The sequence below is a fragment of the Streptomyces sp. NPDC042259 genome, assembly GCF_055582085.1.
Genome location: NZ_JBVJDW010000002.1, coordinates 1,023,152 through 1,040,786, shown reverse-complemented (window position 1 = coordinate 1,040,786; position 17,635 = coordinate 1,023,152). Strand labels below are relative to the sequence as shown.

Sequence of the window (17,635 nt, the reverse complement as noted above, 5' to 3'; positions counted from 1 at the left end):
GCCGGGCCAGAGATGCGTTCTGGCCCGGCAGACCCTTATCCACTCTACGGGAGTCGTCCTACAGGGCGGTTATGAAGGGAACCCTGTGAGATTCGCAAAAAGGATCGCCTCTGCGGTGTTCGGTCCTGTCCCGGTGTCCCGGGACGGCGCTGTGGCCCTGTCCGAGCGGATAGCCGCGGTCACCACACTGACCTCATCGCTCGAATACCTCTCACAAAGCAAGGAAATGCGGCAGGGGGGATTGAACGACTGGGCCATCGTCAAGGACGTACAAGCCGTCTCCACTCCGCTGGTCCGAAAGATGCTCGACGTCGTCAGCGGGCCCAGAACCACGGTCGCCCTGCACGTCGCCCGCGCGGCCGTCAGCGCCGGGATGCTGCTTCCGGGTTCGTCCCGCCGGCGCGGCGCCGGCAGCCTCTTCCTCGGCACGACCTCCGCGATGCTCTATCCCCGGCACCGCTACGGCACCGACGGCTCCGACCAGGTGGCCATCCTGGTGCAGACCGCCACCGGAGCCGCTCGCCTGGTGAAGTCGCCGGAGGCCAAGGACGCCCTCATCTGGTACGTGGCACTGCAAGCCAACCTGTCCTACGTGATCTCCGGCTGGGTGAAGCTGCTCGGCAAGCCGTGGCGGGACGCCTCCGCCCTGGGCGGAATCATGCGTACCAAGACCTACGGCCATGAGCCCATGTTCCAGTGGACCCAGAACCACCCGCGGGCCGCACGCCTCCTGACGCACGGCGTGCTGGCGCTGGAGTGCCTGTTCCCGCTCGCCTACGTGGCCGGCGGACGCCTGGCCCGCCCCGTGATCGGCAGCGCCGCCGCCTTTCACCTCGCCAACGGGTACTTCATGGGCCTGGGACGCTTCGTGACCTCCTTCGTGGCCATGCATCCGATGGTGGCCTACACCTCCGCTCCCAGGAGGCACCAGGCGGTCAAGGGGCGCGACGACCGTGTGCTGCCGGTCGCCGCTGCCCTGATGGGCGGTGCGGTGGCGGTGGCGGGACTGGTCGCCGCCCAGCGACGCCTGCGCACGCTCGAGGGGTGGCACACATCCGACTTCCTGACCACCCGGCAGGGCAACGAGCTCCAGTACGAGGTCCAGTCCCACGGTGACGGCGACAAGCCGGTGATGGTGTTCGCGGCGGGCATGATCGCGACGTCCGAGCACTACTCCTGGGTGACGGAGCAGCTGGCCAAGGAGACCGGCTACGGCGTCATCACATACGCCCGTGCCGGATACGCGGGAAGCCGCTACAAGTCGGCCTCGCCCTACCGGCTCTCGGAGTCCGTCGAGGACCTCGTCGACCTCGTCCGCGGTGCCGTCGCGGAGAGCCGGAAGGTGATCCTCGTCGGGCATTCGCTCGGCGGCGAGATCGCCCGCCGGGCCGCGCTCCGGCTCGGGGACCGCGTACACGGCGTCGTCTATCTCGACTCCTCCCACCCCGATGAGCTGAACCGGTCACAGCAGCAGAGCAACACCGCCGAGCGGCTGCGCGAGTCCCTCGTCCACATGGTGTGGTTCCTGCGGGCCGGTACCGGGATCCTCATGGCCCGCCCCACGTGGGTGGACGCGCTTCCGACCGCCTATCGCACGCGGGCCTTCGCCCAGTGCGCGGACGTACGGATGTGGGCGGCGGGGCTCCGGGAATGGGATGCCGTGCATGCCGAATTCCGCGCCTTCAGCGGTGAGCTGGAGAAGGTAGGGGCGCACGCTCTGGTGGTGTCGGCGCAGCAGACCGTCGACCGGGACCCGGACCAATTGCTGATGCACAACGAGCTGGCCGCCGCCCACCGGGGCGGGGAACACCGGGCGGAGACGGTGGTGATCGAGGGATCGGACCACGACACCCTGCTGACCCACAGCCGCTTCGCCCACCAAGTGGCGGAGCGCGTCGTCGGGTTCTTCGACGCGACCCTGACCGATGAGCCGAAGGAGAACGCACGCGAAGGAGCGGTCCAGTGACACGGATGCCAAGCCGGATTCCCGCCGCCATGTTCTCGGGGCCGGGCGCCGCGTGGCGCATCGCGGGAGCCGCCATGCTGGTCGGCACCGTCGCCGTCCAGCACCCGAACCGGATGTTCAACCGGCTCACGCTGAAGGACACCTTCTCGGTGCTCCCGAACTGGCGCTTCTTCGCCCCCACGCCGGCCGTGCACGACTACCACCTCCTCTATCGCACCCTCGGTACGAACGACGAGCCTTCGCTGTGGAAAGGCGTGGACGTCATCGCCGGCCGGAAGGTGCGGCAACTCGTGTGGTTCCCCACGCGGCGCCCGGAGAAGGCGATCTTCGATATCTGCACCGAGATCCTGCACGTCATCGACAAGGGCTTCCCCGTCATCCTGCGTACGGCCGGCTACCGCACACTGACCGCGTACCTGCGGGCCACGATCCACGAGCAGGAGGACGCGCGGGACATCAAGGGCTTCCAATTCGCCCTGGCTCGCGCCACCGGGTACGACAAGAGCGAAAACCCCGAGGTGGTCTTCGTGTCGCCCTACACACCGCTGGACCCCGAAGCGGCCGCGCCCGTCGAGGCCGCCGTCGGAAGGGAGGGAGCGCACCGATGAACAAGGTGCTGGTAGCCGTCTGTGTCCTCGTCGCCGTCGCCGTCCTGGTGTACCTGCTCGTCGCCGACGTCATCAACTACCCGGCTGCCATGGGCGTCGGAATCGCTCTGGTCCTGGCCCTCGGCCTGGAAATGAACAGGAAGAAGAAGCGCCAGTGAACGACATCGACGACATCGGCTACGGCCGCCAGTTCGACGGCTGGTACGACCGGCTCTTCCCGAAGGGCGCGTCCGCGGCCGAGACCGCGAAGAAGATAGCCTCGCTCCACCCCGACCCGTCGGCCGGCACCCTCGAGTTCGGCGTCGGCACCGGCCGCATCGCCATCCCCCTGGCCGCTCACGTCGGCCCTCTCACCGGTGTGGACTCGTCCGCGGAGATGCTGGCCGCGCTGCGCGCCGACCCCGAAGCGGGCGACCGCGTGGAGCCGGTGCACGGCGACATCCGCACCTTCACCGCCGACCGGCGGTTCGGCCTCGTGTACTGCGTGTGCGGCACCCTGTCCATGCTGCTCACCGCGGAAGAGCAGCAGCAGGCCATCCTCCGGGCCGCCGACCTCCTGATCCCGGGCGGCAGGCTCGTCATCGAGACACACAACAAGTCCGCGATCCTCGCGCTCCACGAAGGACGCAGCCGGGACACCTACTTCGCCCCCTACCCGGAGCCGGGCACCGGTCTCCAGACGCATTCCACCTTGCTGCCCGAAGGTGATCTGTGGCACTGCTCCCACATCTGGTACGAGTCCGACGGCACCACCAAGGTGGGCTCTGAGATGTCCCGCCTCACCACGCCGGACGAGGTCGACGTCTACGCCCGGACCGCCGGACTGGAGCCCGAACACCGGGGCGCCTCATGGGACGACGCGCCCTACAGCGAGCGGGCGCCGATGTTCATATCCACCTACGTCAAGCCCGCACGGTGAACGTGTGGCACATCGCCCGCCGGCATCGAACGCTCCTGCTGGCGGGCACCGTCCTCGGCGTCCTCGGTGCGGCCGCCTCGCTGGCACAGCCGCTGGCCATCGGGGAAATGGTCAAGGCCGTCGCCGCCGACGAGTCGCTCGTCATGCCGATCCTGCTCGCGGCCGCCCTGTTCGTCACCGACGCCACTCTCGCGGCCACCCACGCCTACGCGATCGGCAGGGCCGGCGAGGACATCGTCTTCGACATCCGCAGCATCCTCACCGCGCGGCTGCTGCGCTCACGGACCGCCGCCTTCGACCGGTGGGAGCACGGCGATGTGTTCACCCGGATGGTCACCGACACCTCCCTCGCCCGCATCTGCATGGCACAGGCGCTCGCGCAGATCGTCACCAGCGCCTTCATGGTCGTGGGCGGCATCGCGCTCATGGCCTGGATCGACCCGATGCTGCTCGTCGCGACCCTCCTGTGTCTGGGCGCCGCCAGCGTCGTCTCCCTGCTGCTGGCCCGCCGGGTGCGCAAGGTGTCCTTGACCAACCGCGAGGACACCAGCGACTTCGGATCCGCGCTGATGCGGGTGTTGGGCGCGATGACCACGGTCAAGGCATCGCGTGCCGAAGACCGCGAGGCCGAACGCATCACCGGTTACGCGCAGCGGGCGCGCCGCTCCGGCGTCCGGGTCTCGGCGCTGTCCGCGATGCTCACGCCCGCCATGAACGTCGGTACGCAGATCGCGCTGACGGTCGTCATCGCCTGGGGCATGGCCCGCGTCGCCACCGGCGCGATGCCGGCCGCGGACCTGACCTCGTTCATGATGTATCTGTTCTACCTGGTGTCGCCGCTGGTGATGCTGTTCATGTCGATCGCGCAGTTCCAGCAGGGCCGCGCGGCCCTGGACCGCATCGGTGAACTGGCCGGCATCGAGCAGGAGGAGTACGCCCCCGGCTCCGCCCCGGTGGCCGTCCAGAACCACGCGGTCACCTTCGACCGGGTCACCTTCTCCTACCCCGGCAGCGAGGAACCCGTCCTCGACGAGGTGTCCTTCACCGTCCCCGACAAGGGGCTCACCGCGATCGTCGGGCCCTCCGGAGGCGGCAAGACCACCGTCTTCCAGCTCATCGAACGCTTCCACCAGCCCAGCTCGGGAACCGTTCGCCTGGGCGGCACGGACATCGCCGGCATGCCTCTGGAGCAGATACGCGGCCTGATCGGTTACGTCGAGCAGGACCACATCCTCATGCGGGGCACCATCCGCGACAACCTCACCTACGCCGCCCCCGACGCGAGCGACGCCGACATCGCCGACGTACTGGACATGGCCCACCTGAGCGACGTCGTCAACGCCCTGCCCGACGGACTGGAAACCGAGCTGGGCGAGCGTGGCAGCGGGCTGTCCGGCGGCCAGAAGCAACGTCTGGCCATTGCCCGCACCCTCCTGCAAAAGCCCCGCATCATCCTGCTGGACGAAGCCACGGCCAACCTCGACAGCCAGGCCGAGGCCGCCCTGCGGGACACCATCTCCGCCGTCTCCGACACCTGCGCGGTCATCGCCATCGCCCACCGCATCTCCACGATCACCCAGGCGAGCCAGATCATCGTGCTCGAGCAGGGCGGCGTGCGCGCCACCGGCACCCACACGGAACTCACCACCACCGACGACCTGTACCAGCGGCTCGCCGGCGACCGGGAGGCCGCCGCATGACGGCGGACGCCCTCGTCGTCGGCACGGGGCCCAACGGCCTCGCCGCCGCCGTCACACTCGCCCGGGCCGGCCTGACCGTGGAGCTCTACGAAGCCCGCGACACCATCGGCGGGGGGCTGCGCACCGAGCCCCTCTTCGACGAAGACATCGTGCACGACATCTGCGCGGCCGTGCATCCGATGGCGGCGGCCTCCCGGTTCTTCCGGGAGTTCGACCTCGGTGCGCGTGGTGTCGAGCTGCTCCACCCCGAGATCAGCTACGCACACCCCCTCGACGCCGGTGACGCCGCACTCTCCTACCGGGATCTGGACGCCACCTGCGAGCACCTCGGCCCCGACGGACGGCGATGGCGCCGGCTCATGGGCCCGTTGCTGGACCACAGCGAAGGCCTCGTCGATCTCATGCTGTCCGGCCGGAGCAGCATGCCGCGGGACCCGGCCGCCGCGCTGCTGCTCGCGCCCAGGGTGCTGGCGCACGGCGGCCCGTCCGCCGCACGGCAGTTCACCGGCGGACGGGCGAAGGCGTTGTTGACCGGTGTCGCCGCGCACGCGGTCGGGAAGCTGCCGAGCCTCGCGTCCGCGGCGATCGCCATGCTGCTGGGCCACCTCGCGCACGGCACCGGCTGGCCGGTCCCGCGCGGCGGGAGTGCCCGGATCGCCGAGGTGCTGGCCGCCGACATCACCGCGCACGGCGGGAAGCTGCACACCGGTCGGCACATCGAGGACCTACGTGAACTCGGGCACGCGAAAGCGGTGTTCCTCGACACAAGCCCGAAAGGCTTCGCGCGGATGGCAGGCGGCCGCCTGCCCGCCCGTTACGCGCGCGGCCTCGCCGATTTCCGCTACGGCCCGGCGGCCGCCAAGGTCGACTTCCTGGTGTCCGACCCGATCCCCTGGGCCGACCCGGAAGTCGGCAAAGCCGGAACGGTGCATCTCGGCGGCACACAGGCGGACATGTTCCGGCAGGAGACGCTGACCGCGAGAGGCGTCGCCACCTCCGAGCCGTTCGTGCTCCTGGTCGACCCGGCGGTTACCGATCCGGAGCGGGCCCGGCCCGGCAAGCGGCCCGTCTGGGCATACGCGCACGTCCCGAACGGCGACGGCACCGACCCGGTGGAGACGGTGCGCGCGCGCATCGAGCGTTACGCACCGGGATTCACCGACACCATTATCGCCCAGCGCGGCATCACGGCGGCCGCGTACGAGGCGTACAACCCGAACTACGTGGGCGGAGACATCGGGGCCGGCGCCATCACCCTCAAACAGTCCCTTCTACGCCCCACCCCACGCATCGACCCCTATCGCACTCCGCTGCCGGGCGTGTACCTCTGCTCCGCCTCCACCCCGCCCGGTCCCGGTGTGCACGGCATGTCCGGGTACCTCGCGGCCCGGTCGGCGCTCCGTCGCGAATTCGGCATCCGCACACCGCCGGCGCTCGGTGGTGGCTAGGGCCTGTCCGGCGGATCACGGAGGCGTACCACCGCACGCGGTGGTGTCCTCAAGCGCCGGACGGGCTTGCCGTGCTGTGTCCTCAAACGCCGGACGGGCTTGAATCAAGCCCGTCCGGCGCTTGAGGACGCGCCCGCAGGGCGCTCGCCGCCGCAGGCGGCACAGCCGGTCGGCAAAGTCGCTCGCCGAGGCATACGTCAACCCCGGCATCGCCTGGCCCCGGCTCATCTGCGATGGCGACGAGGTCATCGGGTTCCTCATGGCCTTCTTCGACATCGACTGGACCGGCGAAGGCACCGACTTCCGCTCCGGACTCTGGCGTCGCAACATCGCGGAGGAAAAGCAGAGCCGGGGCTGGGCGCGCTGACGCTGGACTGAACCCGGGCCTTTCGGCGCTCTTACCCCCAGCCACCTGCTCAGGAGATCGTCGCGAGCCGCACCGCCAACGACACCAGCAACAGCGCCAGCAGCGGCAGCGCGAACCAGTACGAACCCTGGAGCCAGCGCAGTTGCCGTACGCCGGGTCGTGCGGTGACCCGTGTCAGCTCCCGGGCCGTGAGGAGCAGCATCAGCGCCAGGGCCGCCAGCCCGCCGATCACCGACATCGGTGTCCATGTCACGCGCGGCCCGGGCGGGCCCGGCCGGGGTTCCGAGGCCGGGCCGGGGGACGGCCGGGACAGCTCGTACAGCACCGCGTCGTCGTTGGAGAGCACCCGGCGCAGTTCGGGACGGCGGTCGAGCGAGCGCAGCAGGCGCGGCTCCCAGGTGACGGCGTAGCCCGCGTCCAGCTGGAGGGTGACGGACTGGCCTCGGTTGACCATGAGATAGGAGTTGGGGCCGGCCTTCCGCAGCGCGCCGACCAGGCCGTCCACCAGGACCGGATCGCGCGGTGCCTGCGTCGGTTCGTACGTCACCCGCTCCATGTCGCGGGCGCCCCACGGCATCGCGGGCGTCACGCTGTTGACGGGGTCCTGGCTCATCCACAGCAGCCGGACGGTCGGCCGGTCGTGCTCGTACACGTACTCCATCGCGGCGACCTCACCGGGCCGCACCCGCTCGAAGGGCTCATTGCCCCAACGCGCCACCAGGAAGCCGAAGATGAGCACCAGCCCCGCCAGCAACGCGGCGAGCGGCCCCGCGGCGGTGCGGCCCGGTGCCGTTCCCGTACGGGGGAAGATCGCGAGGGCGGCGAGGACGCAGGCACCGGGCAGTGCGAAGAGAAAGACCCGCAGGGCCACTTCGCCGCCGTACGACTGCATGCCGAAGGCCAGGAAGGGAACAGCCGTCAGGACCAGGAGCGCGGTGTCGGCGCGCCCGGACCGCCGGCGCCGCCACCAGCCGAACGCGGCGAAGGCCAGCACGCCGCCCGCGAGCGCGACCCGGGTGTACAGCACCAGCTTGTGGGTGCTGCTGCCCCCCTCGATGCGGCCCGAGACGGACGAGGACACATTGCCGCCCAGCGAGCCCAGCCCGCCGAACAGCTCGTCGAAGTGCCCCGACCAGTACGGCTCCGCGAGGAACCCCACCCACACCGCCAGCATCACGCCACACAGCAGCGGCAGCCCGGTCAGTGTCGAGCGGCGCGTGAGCACCAGCACGGTCAGCACGCCCAGCATCACGAAGGGGGTCAGCTGGTGACTGGCCACCGAGGCCGCGAAGAGGGCGATGAGCAGCGCCAGCAGCACCCCCTGCTGCCGGCGGCCGACGGGCGCGACCTCGGCCTCGCCCGGGGCCAGCTTGCCGCGCAGCTGCCGGGGCCAGCGGAACCACACCAGCAGCACGGCGACGAACAGCAGATAGATGAAGTAGTTCAGCGCCTGGGGCGAGAAGTAGTCCTGTCCGACCCAGCCGCACAGCGCGAACAGCCATAACGCCGTCCACTTCGCCCGCCAGCCCGCCCGTACGGCTCTCAGCAGCAGCGCCAGCGGCGCGAGGCACAGCAGGGAGACGGCCGTCGGCCACCAGCGCAGCACCTCGGTCAGGTCGCTCACCCCGCAGGCCCGGGCGGCGAGGGCGGCCAGGGCGAAGAAGCCGGGCCAGCTCCAGCGGGCGTCGAGGTCCGGCGCGGCCGTCCCGGTCCGGTCGATGTAGTCCAGGAAACCGAGGTGCTGCCAGGCCGTCGCGAAGCGCGGCTGGTCCTCCAGCAGCGCGGGCACGGCGTGCAGGGACACCACCGTCACCAGCAGGAGCGCGGTCAGCAGCCCGTGGCGCGGCCGGTCCAGCCACAGCGCGGACGCGAACGCCACCACCAGCAGCGCGGCCCCCAGCACCGTCGCCACGGGGAGCACGGACACCAGGCCGAGCCCGCCCATGCCATCCAGGTCGGACTCCCCGAGGGAGCCCAGCGGCACCCAGTACAACGCCAGGGCGACGCCCAGCAGCGACCAGATCCCGGCCTCCGGGCCCCGCCACCACGGCCCGCGCGCCCCCAGCCGCGCGCGGGCGGACGCGGGAGGCGCCCCCGGGCCCTCGGGAAGCGCGGACACCTCGGAGGCCGCGGGGACGGACGCGGCCGTCGAGGCCGAGGAGGCCGACGAAGCACCGGCCGGCCCGGCCGGAGGGACCGCCGCGGACGGGCCGCTCGACGCCGGGGCGGCGACCGACGCGGCCGCCGAGGCGGCGGCCGCCGTACGCGGCTTGTCCGGCTCGGAGGGGACTACGGAGGGCATCGGTACCGCCTCGGGGGTGTGCCGGAGATCGGGGCGCCTCTCCAAGTGGTCGAAGTCCAGCCGCACGCCCAGCGGCATCGTGTCCGCGTCCAGCGCGGCACGCAGCGCCCAGCGGGTGCCGTAGCCGCCGCCGTCGCGATCCGTCCCGGCCGCCGCCCCGCGGCCGTGGCTAAAACCCGGGCGGCCCCGCCGGTCCGCCCGCCGGTCACCGCGGGCCGCCAGATCCGCGAGATCACCGTCGGGCGCGGCGCCGGGGGAGCGGGGCGGGGTGGCCGCCTGCTCCCTGAGGACGGCGCGGAGCCTGACCGCCGAGATCGAGGCGATCACCGCGAGGCTGACGACCTCCGCGACCCCCGCGCCCGCCAGACCCAGCCGGGGAAGCAGCAGCAGCGTCAGCCCCAGCACCAGGACACACAGCAGCCCCTGGAGATAGGCGAGCCCGGCCGTCCGGCTCTGGGCCCGCAGCACCGCGAAGTACACCTCCATCACCACCCGCAGCGCCGCCCCCACGGCGAACCACCGCAGCAGCGGCGTGGCCGCGTCCGCGTAGCCCTGCCCGAAGACCCGCAGCACATAGGGCGCGAGGAGGAAGAGCAGCACACAGACAGGAACCATGATCTTGGCCATCCGGCGCAGCGCCGCCCGGCAGTTCTCCGCCAGCCGGGCCGGGTCGTGCGAGCCCTCGACGGTCAGGGAGGCGCCCATATTGATGGCGAGCAGGTTCACCGTGCCACCGATGGTGGTGGCGATGTAGAAGTACGCGTTGTTGGTGGAGCTGACCTGCGAGGCGACGATCACCGGCACCAGATAGACCACGGCCAGGGAGAACAGCGACCCGGTGTAGTCCCCGGCGAGGAAGCGGCCCATCTCCCGGTAGGTGGGGGGCCGGGCCGTCTTCGCGGTGGCCAGGGCGTGTCGCGGCACGAGCCGGCGGAAGACCAGCCAGCCCAGCGGCAGCACCGACACGCCGATGGAGACGACCCAGGACGTGAACACCCCGGCTCCCGGCAGCGCCGTGGCCAGCGCCACCAGCAGGGCCAGCTTGGCCGCGGAGAACACCGTATTGCCCACCGGCACCCAGAAGGCGCTGCGCAGCCCGGTCAGCACCCCGTCCTGGAGGGTGAGCAGGGACCAGGCGACGACCGCCACGACGAACCCGAGACCGGGCAGCACTCCGTGCAGAGAGCGGTAGGAGGGACCCCAGAGGTCCAGTGTGGACAGGAAGACTCCGGCCGCGACGGCGACGACGGCCGAACTCCCCGCGTAGGTACGCAGGACGAGGCGGCCGGTCGACCGGCCGGCCACGGGGATGAAACGGGCCAGCGCCCCGGTGAGGGTGATCGCGGTGAGCCCCGCGAGCAGCTTCATCGCGGCGATGGCCGCGGAGCCCTGGCCGACCGCGGCCGGGGTGTAGTACCGGGCGGCGATCAGCCAGTAGCCCACACCGAGGACGGCACTGATGCCCGTGTTGAGCATCAGGGCGAAGGCGTTGCGGAACAGTGGGCTGCTGCCGCCGCGCCCCGGGAGCCGCAGTCTGCGGCTCACCGGACTCTGTGCCTCCCGTTCCTCGGCCCGGGTGGACGTGTCAGACACGGACTTCGTTTACCTTCCTCATGATCTGTCGAGTTCTGCGAACCACGGCGTAACCCTTGGTCAACGCGCGGTCCCCGGCGAAGTGACGGCCGACGCCCCGGCCCTCGACGAGCCGTTCGAACTCGTCGATCGTGGTCGAACGGCCCACGGTGACGCGCTCCAGTGCGTACGGACCCTGCCGCCGCGCGGCCAGGGCGTTGCCCACGGCCAGCGAGACGCCGAAACCGGCCGTCCGCACGGCGCTTCGCACCCGACGGCTCGAATAGCCGTAAGGGTAGGCGAAGGACACCGGCGGACGGCCGAGTTCCCACGTCAGTACGTCCCGGCAGCGTTCCACCTCGAACCGCAGTGAGTCGTCGGCGAGTTGGTCGAGCTGTGGGTGGGTATGGCTGTGACCGCCGATCTCCAGCCCGGCCCCGGCCAGCTCGCGGACCTGGTCCCAGCTGAGCATGAGATCCAGCGCCCCACCCGTCTCGTGCGTCCCGCGCACCCATCCGGTGGAGGCGAACAGCGTTGCCGCGAAACCGTGCTCGAGGAGGACCGGCAGGGCGTGGCGGTGCACGCCCTCATAGCCGTCGTCGAAGGTGATCAGGACCGGGTTCGGGGGCAGCGCGCGGCCCTCGCGCCAAGCGGATGCCAGGTGCCCGGCGGTCACCGGGGTGAACCGCCGTTCGGCGAGCAGCCGCAGCTGCTCGCCGAACGCGGCCGGTGACACCGACAGCGCGTGCGCCGCCCGCGAGGGCGTGTGCGCCACCGCGTGATACATCAGTATGGGCACCGGACCCCCGTTCATACCTCGGTCCTCTCCCCTGCCGCCCCGGGCGCGGGGCGGGCCGGGGCCGTGCCCGCGGGGGCGGACAGCGGCCCGGGTCGGCCCCCGGTGCCCGGTACGGCCGCCAGCGCGAACCGTTCGCCGCCCCGGCGTGCCCGGACGGTGCCGAGCGCGTAGCCCCCGGCCGCGGCGGCCACGCCGGCCACGATCGCCCCCGCCCGGCCCGCACCCCCGGGCCGGCCGAGCAGCGCGTCGCGGAGCCCTCGCGCGATACCGGCGGGCAGCACCCGGGTGGTGTACCGGCGCTCCGTCTCCAGCCCCGCCCGGGCGCCGACGCTGCGTGCCACGAGCGCCTTGGACAGCCCCTCCGCGTACGCCCGCGTGCGGAAATAGGCGAATCGCTCACGGGCGGCGGGCACCCGGTGATGGATCACCGAGCGGTCGTCGATCAACAGCAGCGCGTCCGGTAGGGCCCGGGTCAGCCGGATGCACAGCTCCGTCTCCTCGCAGCCCAGCGGCAGCCGGTCGCCGTCGCGGCCGATGCCGTTGGCGAACCCGCCCACCACGGCCAGCGCCGACCTGCGGAAGGAGGCGTTGCCCCCGAGGACGTTGCGGACCTCGGTGCGCCCGGGCGGCAGCCCCAAATATGTACAGCCCACGACCCAGTCGAACTCGGCCGGGAACCACACGGGTCTGCGCCGGGACTCCCACACGGGCAGGGTGCGCCCGCCCACCGCCATGACCCGGGGGTCGGCGTAGGCCTCGGCGAAGTACCGCAGCCAGTCCCGCTCGGCCACCGCATCGTCGTCGAGGAAGGCGACGACCTCGCCCGTCGATGCCGCGATGCCCGTGTTGCGGCCCGCCGACAGACCGCGGGGGCCCGCGTTGGCGAGCACCCGCACCCGGTCCGGCGCGCCCCCGGCGCCGTCGTCGTCATAGGCCTTGGCGAGCCGGCGCAGCAGGGCGGGATTGTGGTCCACGACGATCAGCGTCTCCAGTGCGGGCCGTGACTGCGCGCGCACCGAAGCCACCGCCGCGAGGATGTCGTCCCACCGGTCCTCGGTGTAGACGCAGATGACCACAGAGACGTCAGGTGCCCCACCTGGCCCGGCCGGTGGAGGTTTCAAGACACCTCCCCCCGGCTCGCGGCCGGCGCGATCGCGAGCCGCGGCGGGCGGCTTCGGAGCCGTTTTGCACCGTGTTCACGCAGAATCACATGCAGCACCCGTAGTCCGTCGCGCACGGCCCGTAGATTGCTGGTGCCGTGGATGCGGACGAACTCATGGCTGGGAATCTCCTGTACCCGCAGCCCCGCTTTGGCCACTCTGATGTTCATCAACGTCTCCACCTCGAAACCCGCGCAGTCCAGGGCGAGTTCGTCCAGGCAGCGCTTCCAGAACGCGTTGTAGCCGTAGCACAGATCGGTATAGCGTGCCCCGAACTTGTGATTGACGATGGAGGTCAGGACCCGGTTGCCGAGCTTCCGGATCAACGTCATGTCGTCAGTGCCGCCCCCGTTGGCGAATCGAGAGCCCTTGGCGAAGTCCGCGCCACCGACGAGCGCGGAGACATAGCTGACGATCTCGTTGCCGTCCGCGGAGCCGTCCGCGTCGACCATGACGATGATCTCGCCCGTGCAGGCCGCGAAGCCCGTGATCAGGGCATCCCCCTTGCCCTTGCCGAGCTGTTCGACGACCTTGACGTCCGGCCACAGGTCGCGGGCGACCCGCACGGTGTCGTCGGTCGAATTGCCGTCGACGAGGACCACTTCGTGAATCCACTCGGGCAACGTCTTGAACACGTACGGCAGGTTTTCCGCCTCGTTCATCGCCGGGATGACGACGCTGACCGGTGGTGCGATGGCGAAATGTGAGGTGACCGGGCGGTAGCGACCGCTTATCGATGGATCTTGTTCGGCCGCTGGGCGCAGAAAAGAACTCATGTACTGTCTCCCTCTCGTCCGGTGGACCGCCCGCCCAGAGCGGTCCGGTGGTTTTCCGGGTCGAAAAGGGGGTACTCACCTTGGCCCGCACGGAATGGATGGCCGTACGGACAGGGTGAGTTGGCAAGTGTTGCTGGCCGCGCGGCACGCGACTCGGCACACGGTGAAGGCCGAGCGCGGCTACCCCCTACCGCGCCCCGCTCCGGACACCATCGCGACGCTTGAGCCCTCCCCTAGTGCCGCTTTGCATGATGGACCGTTGCGGGTGGATGTACGACGGTATTGATGCTTGAGACTGTATGGCAAGAGCTGCCGCGGTGACTCCTCCTTTGGTGTTTTCCCGCCGCGTTCGAGGTGTCGGGTATTGGTGATCTGTGTCGACGGCGCATTCGAATTTCGTGCGCCTCAACTACCTTCGCGCAGGCTCCCCATGCGTTTGAGAAGCCGGTCCGCCGGCTCGAAGAGACCGGGCCGTGACACCACGGTGTTGCGGAGCGCCCTCAGGGGCGCCCGGCGTGCGCGGTGCCCGAACGCCACCGGGTGACGGCGCATCACCCACCCCTCGCACACGCGGAGTTCGCGTGTCTTGAGGGAGTCCTTGTACTCCTTCTCGCCCCGCCCCAGATCCACATAGCCCAGGCCCTCCGCGGCGGCCCCCTCCGCCATCCGCAGATGCAGCAGCAACCCGGGGGAGTACCTTCCGAACTCCGGGTCGTACGCCGGAAACCAACAGGACAGCACCGTTCGCGAACGCGGTCCGAAGTGCGCCGCCACCGGCCGGCCGCCCGCGTAGAGCACCGACAGCAGGCCCGCGAACGACGTGGTGCGGGTGTGGAAGAGCTGATCGACCAGCCGGCAGATCCAGGGGCGCGCGAAACGGTCACTGCGCCCTGTTCTTCGATACTGCGCCGATTTCCATCCGATCAGCGTCCGCAGGACGGCCGGATCGCGCTCGTCGTGCACGTACCGCACCTCGCCGACGTTGCGCGCGAGCCGGCGCTCCTTGGCGCGTGTCGCCCGGACGAACTTCGGCCGCTGCTTGCGCAGTGTCGTCAGATACCGCTCGAAGCCCTGGTCCACATCGATGACCGGTGAGGCGAACGCCCCGGAGGCCGCCATCTCGAACGGCTTCTGCCCCTCGACCAGGTGGTCGAACTCCCAGACGGACAACCCGCAGGCCTGCAGCAACTCCCGTGCGTCCCAATGGAATCCGGGCCGGTGGACGAGGCCCTGGGCGTCGGAGACGCCGAGGCCGATCGCCCGGCCCACGCCCAGGGGAGTGCGCTGGTACGGAAAGAAGGCCACCGGCTCACCGTCCTCCCGCATCACCGCGATCCGCGCGCCGTGCCGTGCCCTGCCGACGGCGAGCGTGAACTCCGGTGCGAGAAAGGGGTTCGCGAGCTGGGGCGAACCGTCGAGCACGGCACGCCGCTGCATGGCGGACCAGGCCGCCCGGTCCGCCGCCGTGAGGTCACCGGGCCGGTGCACCCGGATGTCCACTTCAGACGACCCGGCTTCGCGGCGCGCCGCCCCGAAGGCGGCGTGCGTGCGCCAGCAGGAACAGCGTCAGGCTGACGGCCGCGACCGCGGCCACCCCACCCCGCACGCTCCAGGCGTGCAGCGCGAGCATGGTCTGGGCGACCAGGAGATCGATGGCGACCGCCCCGCCCGCCGCGACGACCGAGCGGCTCAGCGGGTCGAGACCGCGCAGGGCCGCCCCCACGGCGCCCGCCGGTGCCACGAGCAGGAAGAAGAGGGTGAGCGGCGCGCGCAGCGGCGAGCCGATGTCGGCGAGCGCCAGCACGGCTCCGACCCCCGCGATGGCGACGGCGGCGCCGGCGACCATGGGAAGGGATGCGGCTGTGCGCGTTCTCCTGCCGACGGGGTCGTCGGCCTGGTCGAGTTCCGTGGGATCGGTGACGTTCTGCATTGGCGACTTTGCCCCCCGAAGCGCCGGATGCCGGGCTTCAATGTCGCGCAGTCGACGGAGGCGCGTCAAGGTGTGTAGGCCGTACGAACGGGCTCCGGTCATCGTGCCGCGGTATGACCGGATGCCGTCCCTCAGGTGAACACGGCACCACGGTCCCGTGTCGTCAACCTCGCGCCGCGTGGAGCCCGTTGGGGCGTATGGGGGACGCCGGGCGACGGTGACACCCGAACGGACGCCGACGTGGGCCGACACCCTCCGGCCACCGGGGCCGCGCGGGGGCGGTGCGGGGCGCGCACGGGAAGCGGAATGTCATAGACCTGACACGCAAAGGCCATGAATGGGACCGCTGTTCCCTGATTTTGGCATGGACACTTCCATTGTTGCGGGGGTGGCTGCTACGACGGACGTGGCCGAAACCCTGCTATGGGAGGTTCCATGAAACTGTCCACGCTCACCGGCTCCGTTTCCGCGTTCGCCCTCGCCGCCGTCTTCGCCCTCACCGGGGCCGGGGCCGCACAGGCGGTGGAGAGATCCGCAACTCCCGCCTATGTGGCCCTCGGTGACTCCTATTCCGCGGGGGTCGGGGCCGGCGGATACCTCGCCTCCAGTGGCGACTGCAAGCGCAGCAGCAAGGCCTACCCGGCGCTCTGGGCCGCCGCGCACGCGCCCGCGAGCTTCGCGTTCACCGCCTGTTCGGGCGCCCGAACGGGTGATGTTCTCAGTCGGCAGCTGACCCCGCTCAACGCCTCGACCGGACTCGTCAGCATCAGCGTCGGCGGCAACGACGCCGGGTTCGCCGACACCATGTCGACGTGCGTCCTCAGCTCGGACAGCGCCTGCCAGACCCGGGTCGCCCAGGCCCGTACGTACATCGAGAACACCCTCCCCGGGCAGCTCGACTCCGTCTACTCCGCGATCAAGGCCAAGGCGCCGGCCGCCCGCGTCGTCGTGCTGGGGTATCCACGCTTCTACCGGATCGGCGGCGGCTGTATCGGCGGCCTGGGCGACACCAAACGGATCGCCATCAACGGCGCAGCCGACCACCTCAACACCGTCCTGGCCAAGCGCGCCGCCGACCACGGCTTCACCTTCGGTGACGTGAACTCCACCTTCGCCGGCCACGAGATCTGCTCCGGCAACGCGTGGCTGCACAGCGTGACGCTGCCCGTCGACGAGTCGTACCACCCCACCGCCTCGGGACAGTCCGGCGGCTACCTGCCGGTCTTCACCTCGGCGGCCTGAGCCGCGCCCTCGGCTGCTGTGCTGTGTCCTCAAGTGCCGGACGGGCCGGTTTGGCCGAGCTGAGCCACGTCAAGCCCGTCCGGCGCTTGAGGACGCGCCCGCAGGGACGCCCGCCGCCGCGGGCGGCAAGGCGGCCGGTGGTCGTGACTCATACCACGTCCTGGCGCCCGCGCCCCGCCCGCCGGGGCCGACGCGCCGTTCCACCCGCCCTTCCCGGCCGGTTTTCCGGCCGGGCGCCCCGCGTTCCCGCAACCGAGCAATTCAGGTTAAATGCACCACAACGGAGTGTGATTACCGCCGGTTCGTCACTGCTTTCGCCTCATCAACTCGCCCTCCGTGACGGCAGGTTCGCGCCAGGGCCGTCAACGCCCTTGACGGGGTGGTGAATCCGGGTTCCCGATGCGCGGGTGACGCGATGGGGCGATAGGGTTACTCTGCCTGGGCCGGGTGCCTCGTACGGGTGGGGAGTCTCAAATGGATCAGATAGCAATGCGCGGCAGGCCACGTATGCCTGCCATCAACTGCGGAAACAGCGCTTCCAGCGCGCGTCTCGACCGTCATCTCGCCGTGCTGGGCGGGCCCGCCCTGCCGCAGCGCGAGGTGGAGGGCGCGACGGTGCTGATGCGCGAGCTGACCGCGCGTGACCGTGCGCGCACCAAGCAGAGCCGGACCGCCAGGGTCTCGCTGTTCGCACCGCTGCGACGGCTTCGCCGTTCGCTGTTCGGCAACCACAGCTGACCCGGGGCCCGGCCCCCGTACCTCGGAGCCCGGCAGCCCCACCGACCCGGCACAGCGCCGATGGTCGCACCCCCTTCCCCGGGGGTCGGCCATCGGCGTTTCGGCTGT

At 70.9% G+C, this 17,635-nt stretch carries 14 protein-coding genes and 1 pseudogene; 9 read left to right on the top strand and 6 right to left on the bottom strand.

The annotated features are described in order from the left end of the window. Window positions 1-115 precede the first annotated feature (115 nt). The 7 genes and pseudogenes from ACZ6MA_RS08960 to ACZ6MA_RS08930 all read left to right on the top strand — a co-directional run. Window positions 116-1,966, top strand: coding sequence for an alpha/beta fold hydrolase (locus tag ACZ6MA_RS08960; RefSeq protein ID WP_469432219.1), 1,851 nt, complete (start codon window positions 116-118; stop codon window positions 1,964-1,966). Window positions 1,967-1,971: 5 nt separating this feature from the next. Further along, window positions 1,972-2,574, top strand: coding sequence for a hypothetical protein (locus ACZ6MA_RS08955; RefSeq protein ID WP_469432305.1), 603 nt, complete (start codon window positions 1,972-1,974; stop codon window positions 2,572-2,574). Beyond that, window positions 2,571-2,732, top strand: a complete 162-nt coding sequence (locus ACZ6MA_RS08950; protein ID WP_469432217.1) for a hypothetical protein — start codon at window positions 2,571-2,573, stop codon at window positions 2,730-2,732. The genes ACZ6MA_RS08955 and ACZ6MA_RS08950 overlap by 4 nt, the downstream gene beginning before the upstream one ends. Beyond that, window positions 2,729-3,493, top strand: coding sequence for a class I SAM-dependent methyltransferase (locus ACZ6MA_RS08945; protein ID WP_469432215.1), 765 nt, complete (start codon window positions 2,729-2,731; stop codon window positions 3,491-3,493). Before ACZ6MA_RS08950 ends, ACZ6MA_RS08945 begins: the two co-directional genes overlap by 4 nt. Then, window positions 3,490-5,193 carry an ABC transporter ATP-binding protein gene (locus tag ACZ6MA_RS08940; protein WP_469432213.1) on the top strand — a complete coding sequence of 568 codons (1,704 nt, stop codon included), beginning with the start codon at window positions 3,490-3,492 and terminating at the stop codon, window positions 5,191-5,193. The genes ACZ6MA_RS08945 and ACZ6MA_RS08940 overlap by 4 nt, the downstream gene beginning before the upstream one ends. Then, window positions 5,190-6,641, top strand: a complete 1,452-nt coding sequence (locus tag ACZ6MA_RS08935; protein WP_469432211.1) for a phytoene desaturase family protein — start codon at window positions 5,190-5,192, stop codon at window positions 6,639-6,641. The genes ACZ6MA_RS08940 and ACZ6MA_RS08935 overlap by 4 nt, the downstream gene beginning before the upstream one ends. A 175-nt stretch (window positions 6,642-6,816) precedes the next feature. Beyond that, a pseudogene (locus tag ACZ6MA_RS08930) lies at window positions 6,817-7,005 on the top strand (GNAT family N-acetyltransferase); the annotation flags it as partial. 52 nt (window positions 7,006-7,057) lie between these two features. On the opposite strand, the gene ACZ6MA_RS08925 reads toward ACZ6MA_RS08930, so the two are convergent. The 6 genes from ACZ6MA_RS08925 to ACZ6MA_RS08900 all read right to left on the bottom strand — a co-directional run bounded on the left by ACZ6MA_RS08925 (window position 7,058) and on the right by ACZ6MA_RS08900 (window position 15,547). Continuing rightward, a complete protein-coding gene (locus ACZ6MA_RS08925; protein WP_469432209.1) occupies window positions 7,058-10,903 on the bottom strand; it encodes a lipopolysaccharide biosynthesis protein in 3,846 nt (1,281 codons plus the stop codon). Continuing rightward, the gene (locus ACZ6MA_RS08920) at window positions 10,896-11,696 is read right to left on the bottom strand and encodes a polysaccharide deacetylase family protein (RefSeq protein ID WP_469432207.1); all 801 of its coding nucleotides are present in this window, start codon (window positions 11,694-11,696) and stop codon (window positions 10,896-10,898) included. Before ACZ6MA_RS08920 ends, ACZ6MA_RS08925 begins: the two co-directional genes overlap by 8 nt. Beyond that, window positions 11,693-12,757: a glycosyltransferase family 2 protein gene (locus ACZ6MA_RS08915; RefSeq protein ID WP_469432205.1), complete on the bottom strand. Its 1,065-nt coding sequence runs from the start codon at window positions 12,755-12,757 to the stop codon at window positions 11,693-11,695. The genes ACZ6MA_RS08920 and ACZ6MA_RS08915 overlap by 4 nt, the downstream gene beginning before the upstream one ends. A gap of 41 nt (window positions 12,758-12,798) precedes the next feature. Beyond that, complete coding sequence (locus ACZ6MA_RS08910; RefSeq protein ID WP_469432204.1) at window positions 12,799-13,617, bottom strand: glycosyltransferase family 2 protein; 819 nt, start codon at window positions 13,615-13,617, stop codon at window positions 12,799-12,801. A gap of 405 nt (window positions 13,618-14,022) precedes the next feature. Beyond that, window positions 14,023-15,117, bottom strand: coding sequence for a GNAT family N-acetyltransferase (locus tag ACZ6MA_RS08905; RefSeq protein ID WP_469432202.1), 1,095 nt, complete (start codon window positions 15,115-15,117; stop codon window positions 14,023-14,025). Window position 15,118: 1 nt separating this feature from the next. Further along, on the bottom strand, window positions 15,119-15,547 hold the full coding sequence (locus ACZ6MA_RS08900; protein ID WP_469432201.1) for a hypothetical protein: 429 nt from the start codon (window positions 15,545-15,547) through the stop codon (window positions 15,119-15,121). Between the two features lie 435 nt (window positions 15,548-15,982). Here ACZ6MA_RS08900 and ACZ6MA_RS08895 point away from each other — a divergent pair, with 435 nt between their 5' ends. Next, the gene (locus tag ACZ6MA_RS08895; RefSeq protein WP_469432200.1) at window positions 15,983-16,789 is read left to right on the top strand and encodes an SGNH/GDSL hydrolase family protein; all 807 of its coding nucleotides are present in this window, start codon (window positions 15,983-15,985) and stop codon (window positions 16,787-16,789) included. A gap of 474 nt (window positions 16,790-17,263) precedes the next feature. Then, window positions 17,264-17,527 (top strand): hypothetical protein, encoded by a 264-nt coding sequence (locus tag ACZ6MA_RS08890; RefSeq protein ID WP_469432199.1) that lies wholly within the window; start codon window positions 17,264-17,266, stop codon window positions 17,525-17,527. Window positions 17,528-17,635: the final 108 nt, after the last annotated feature.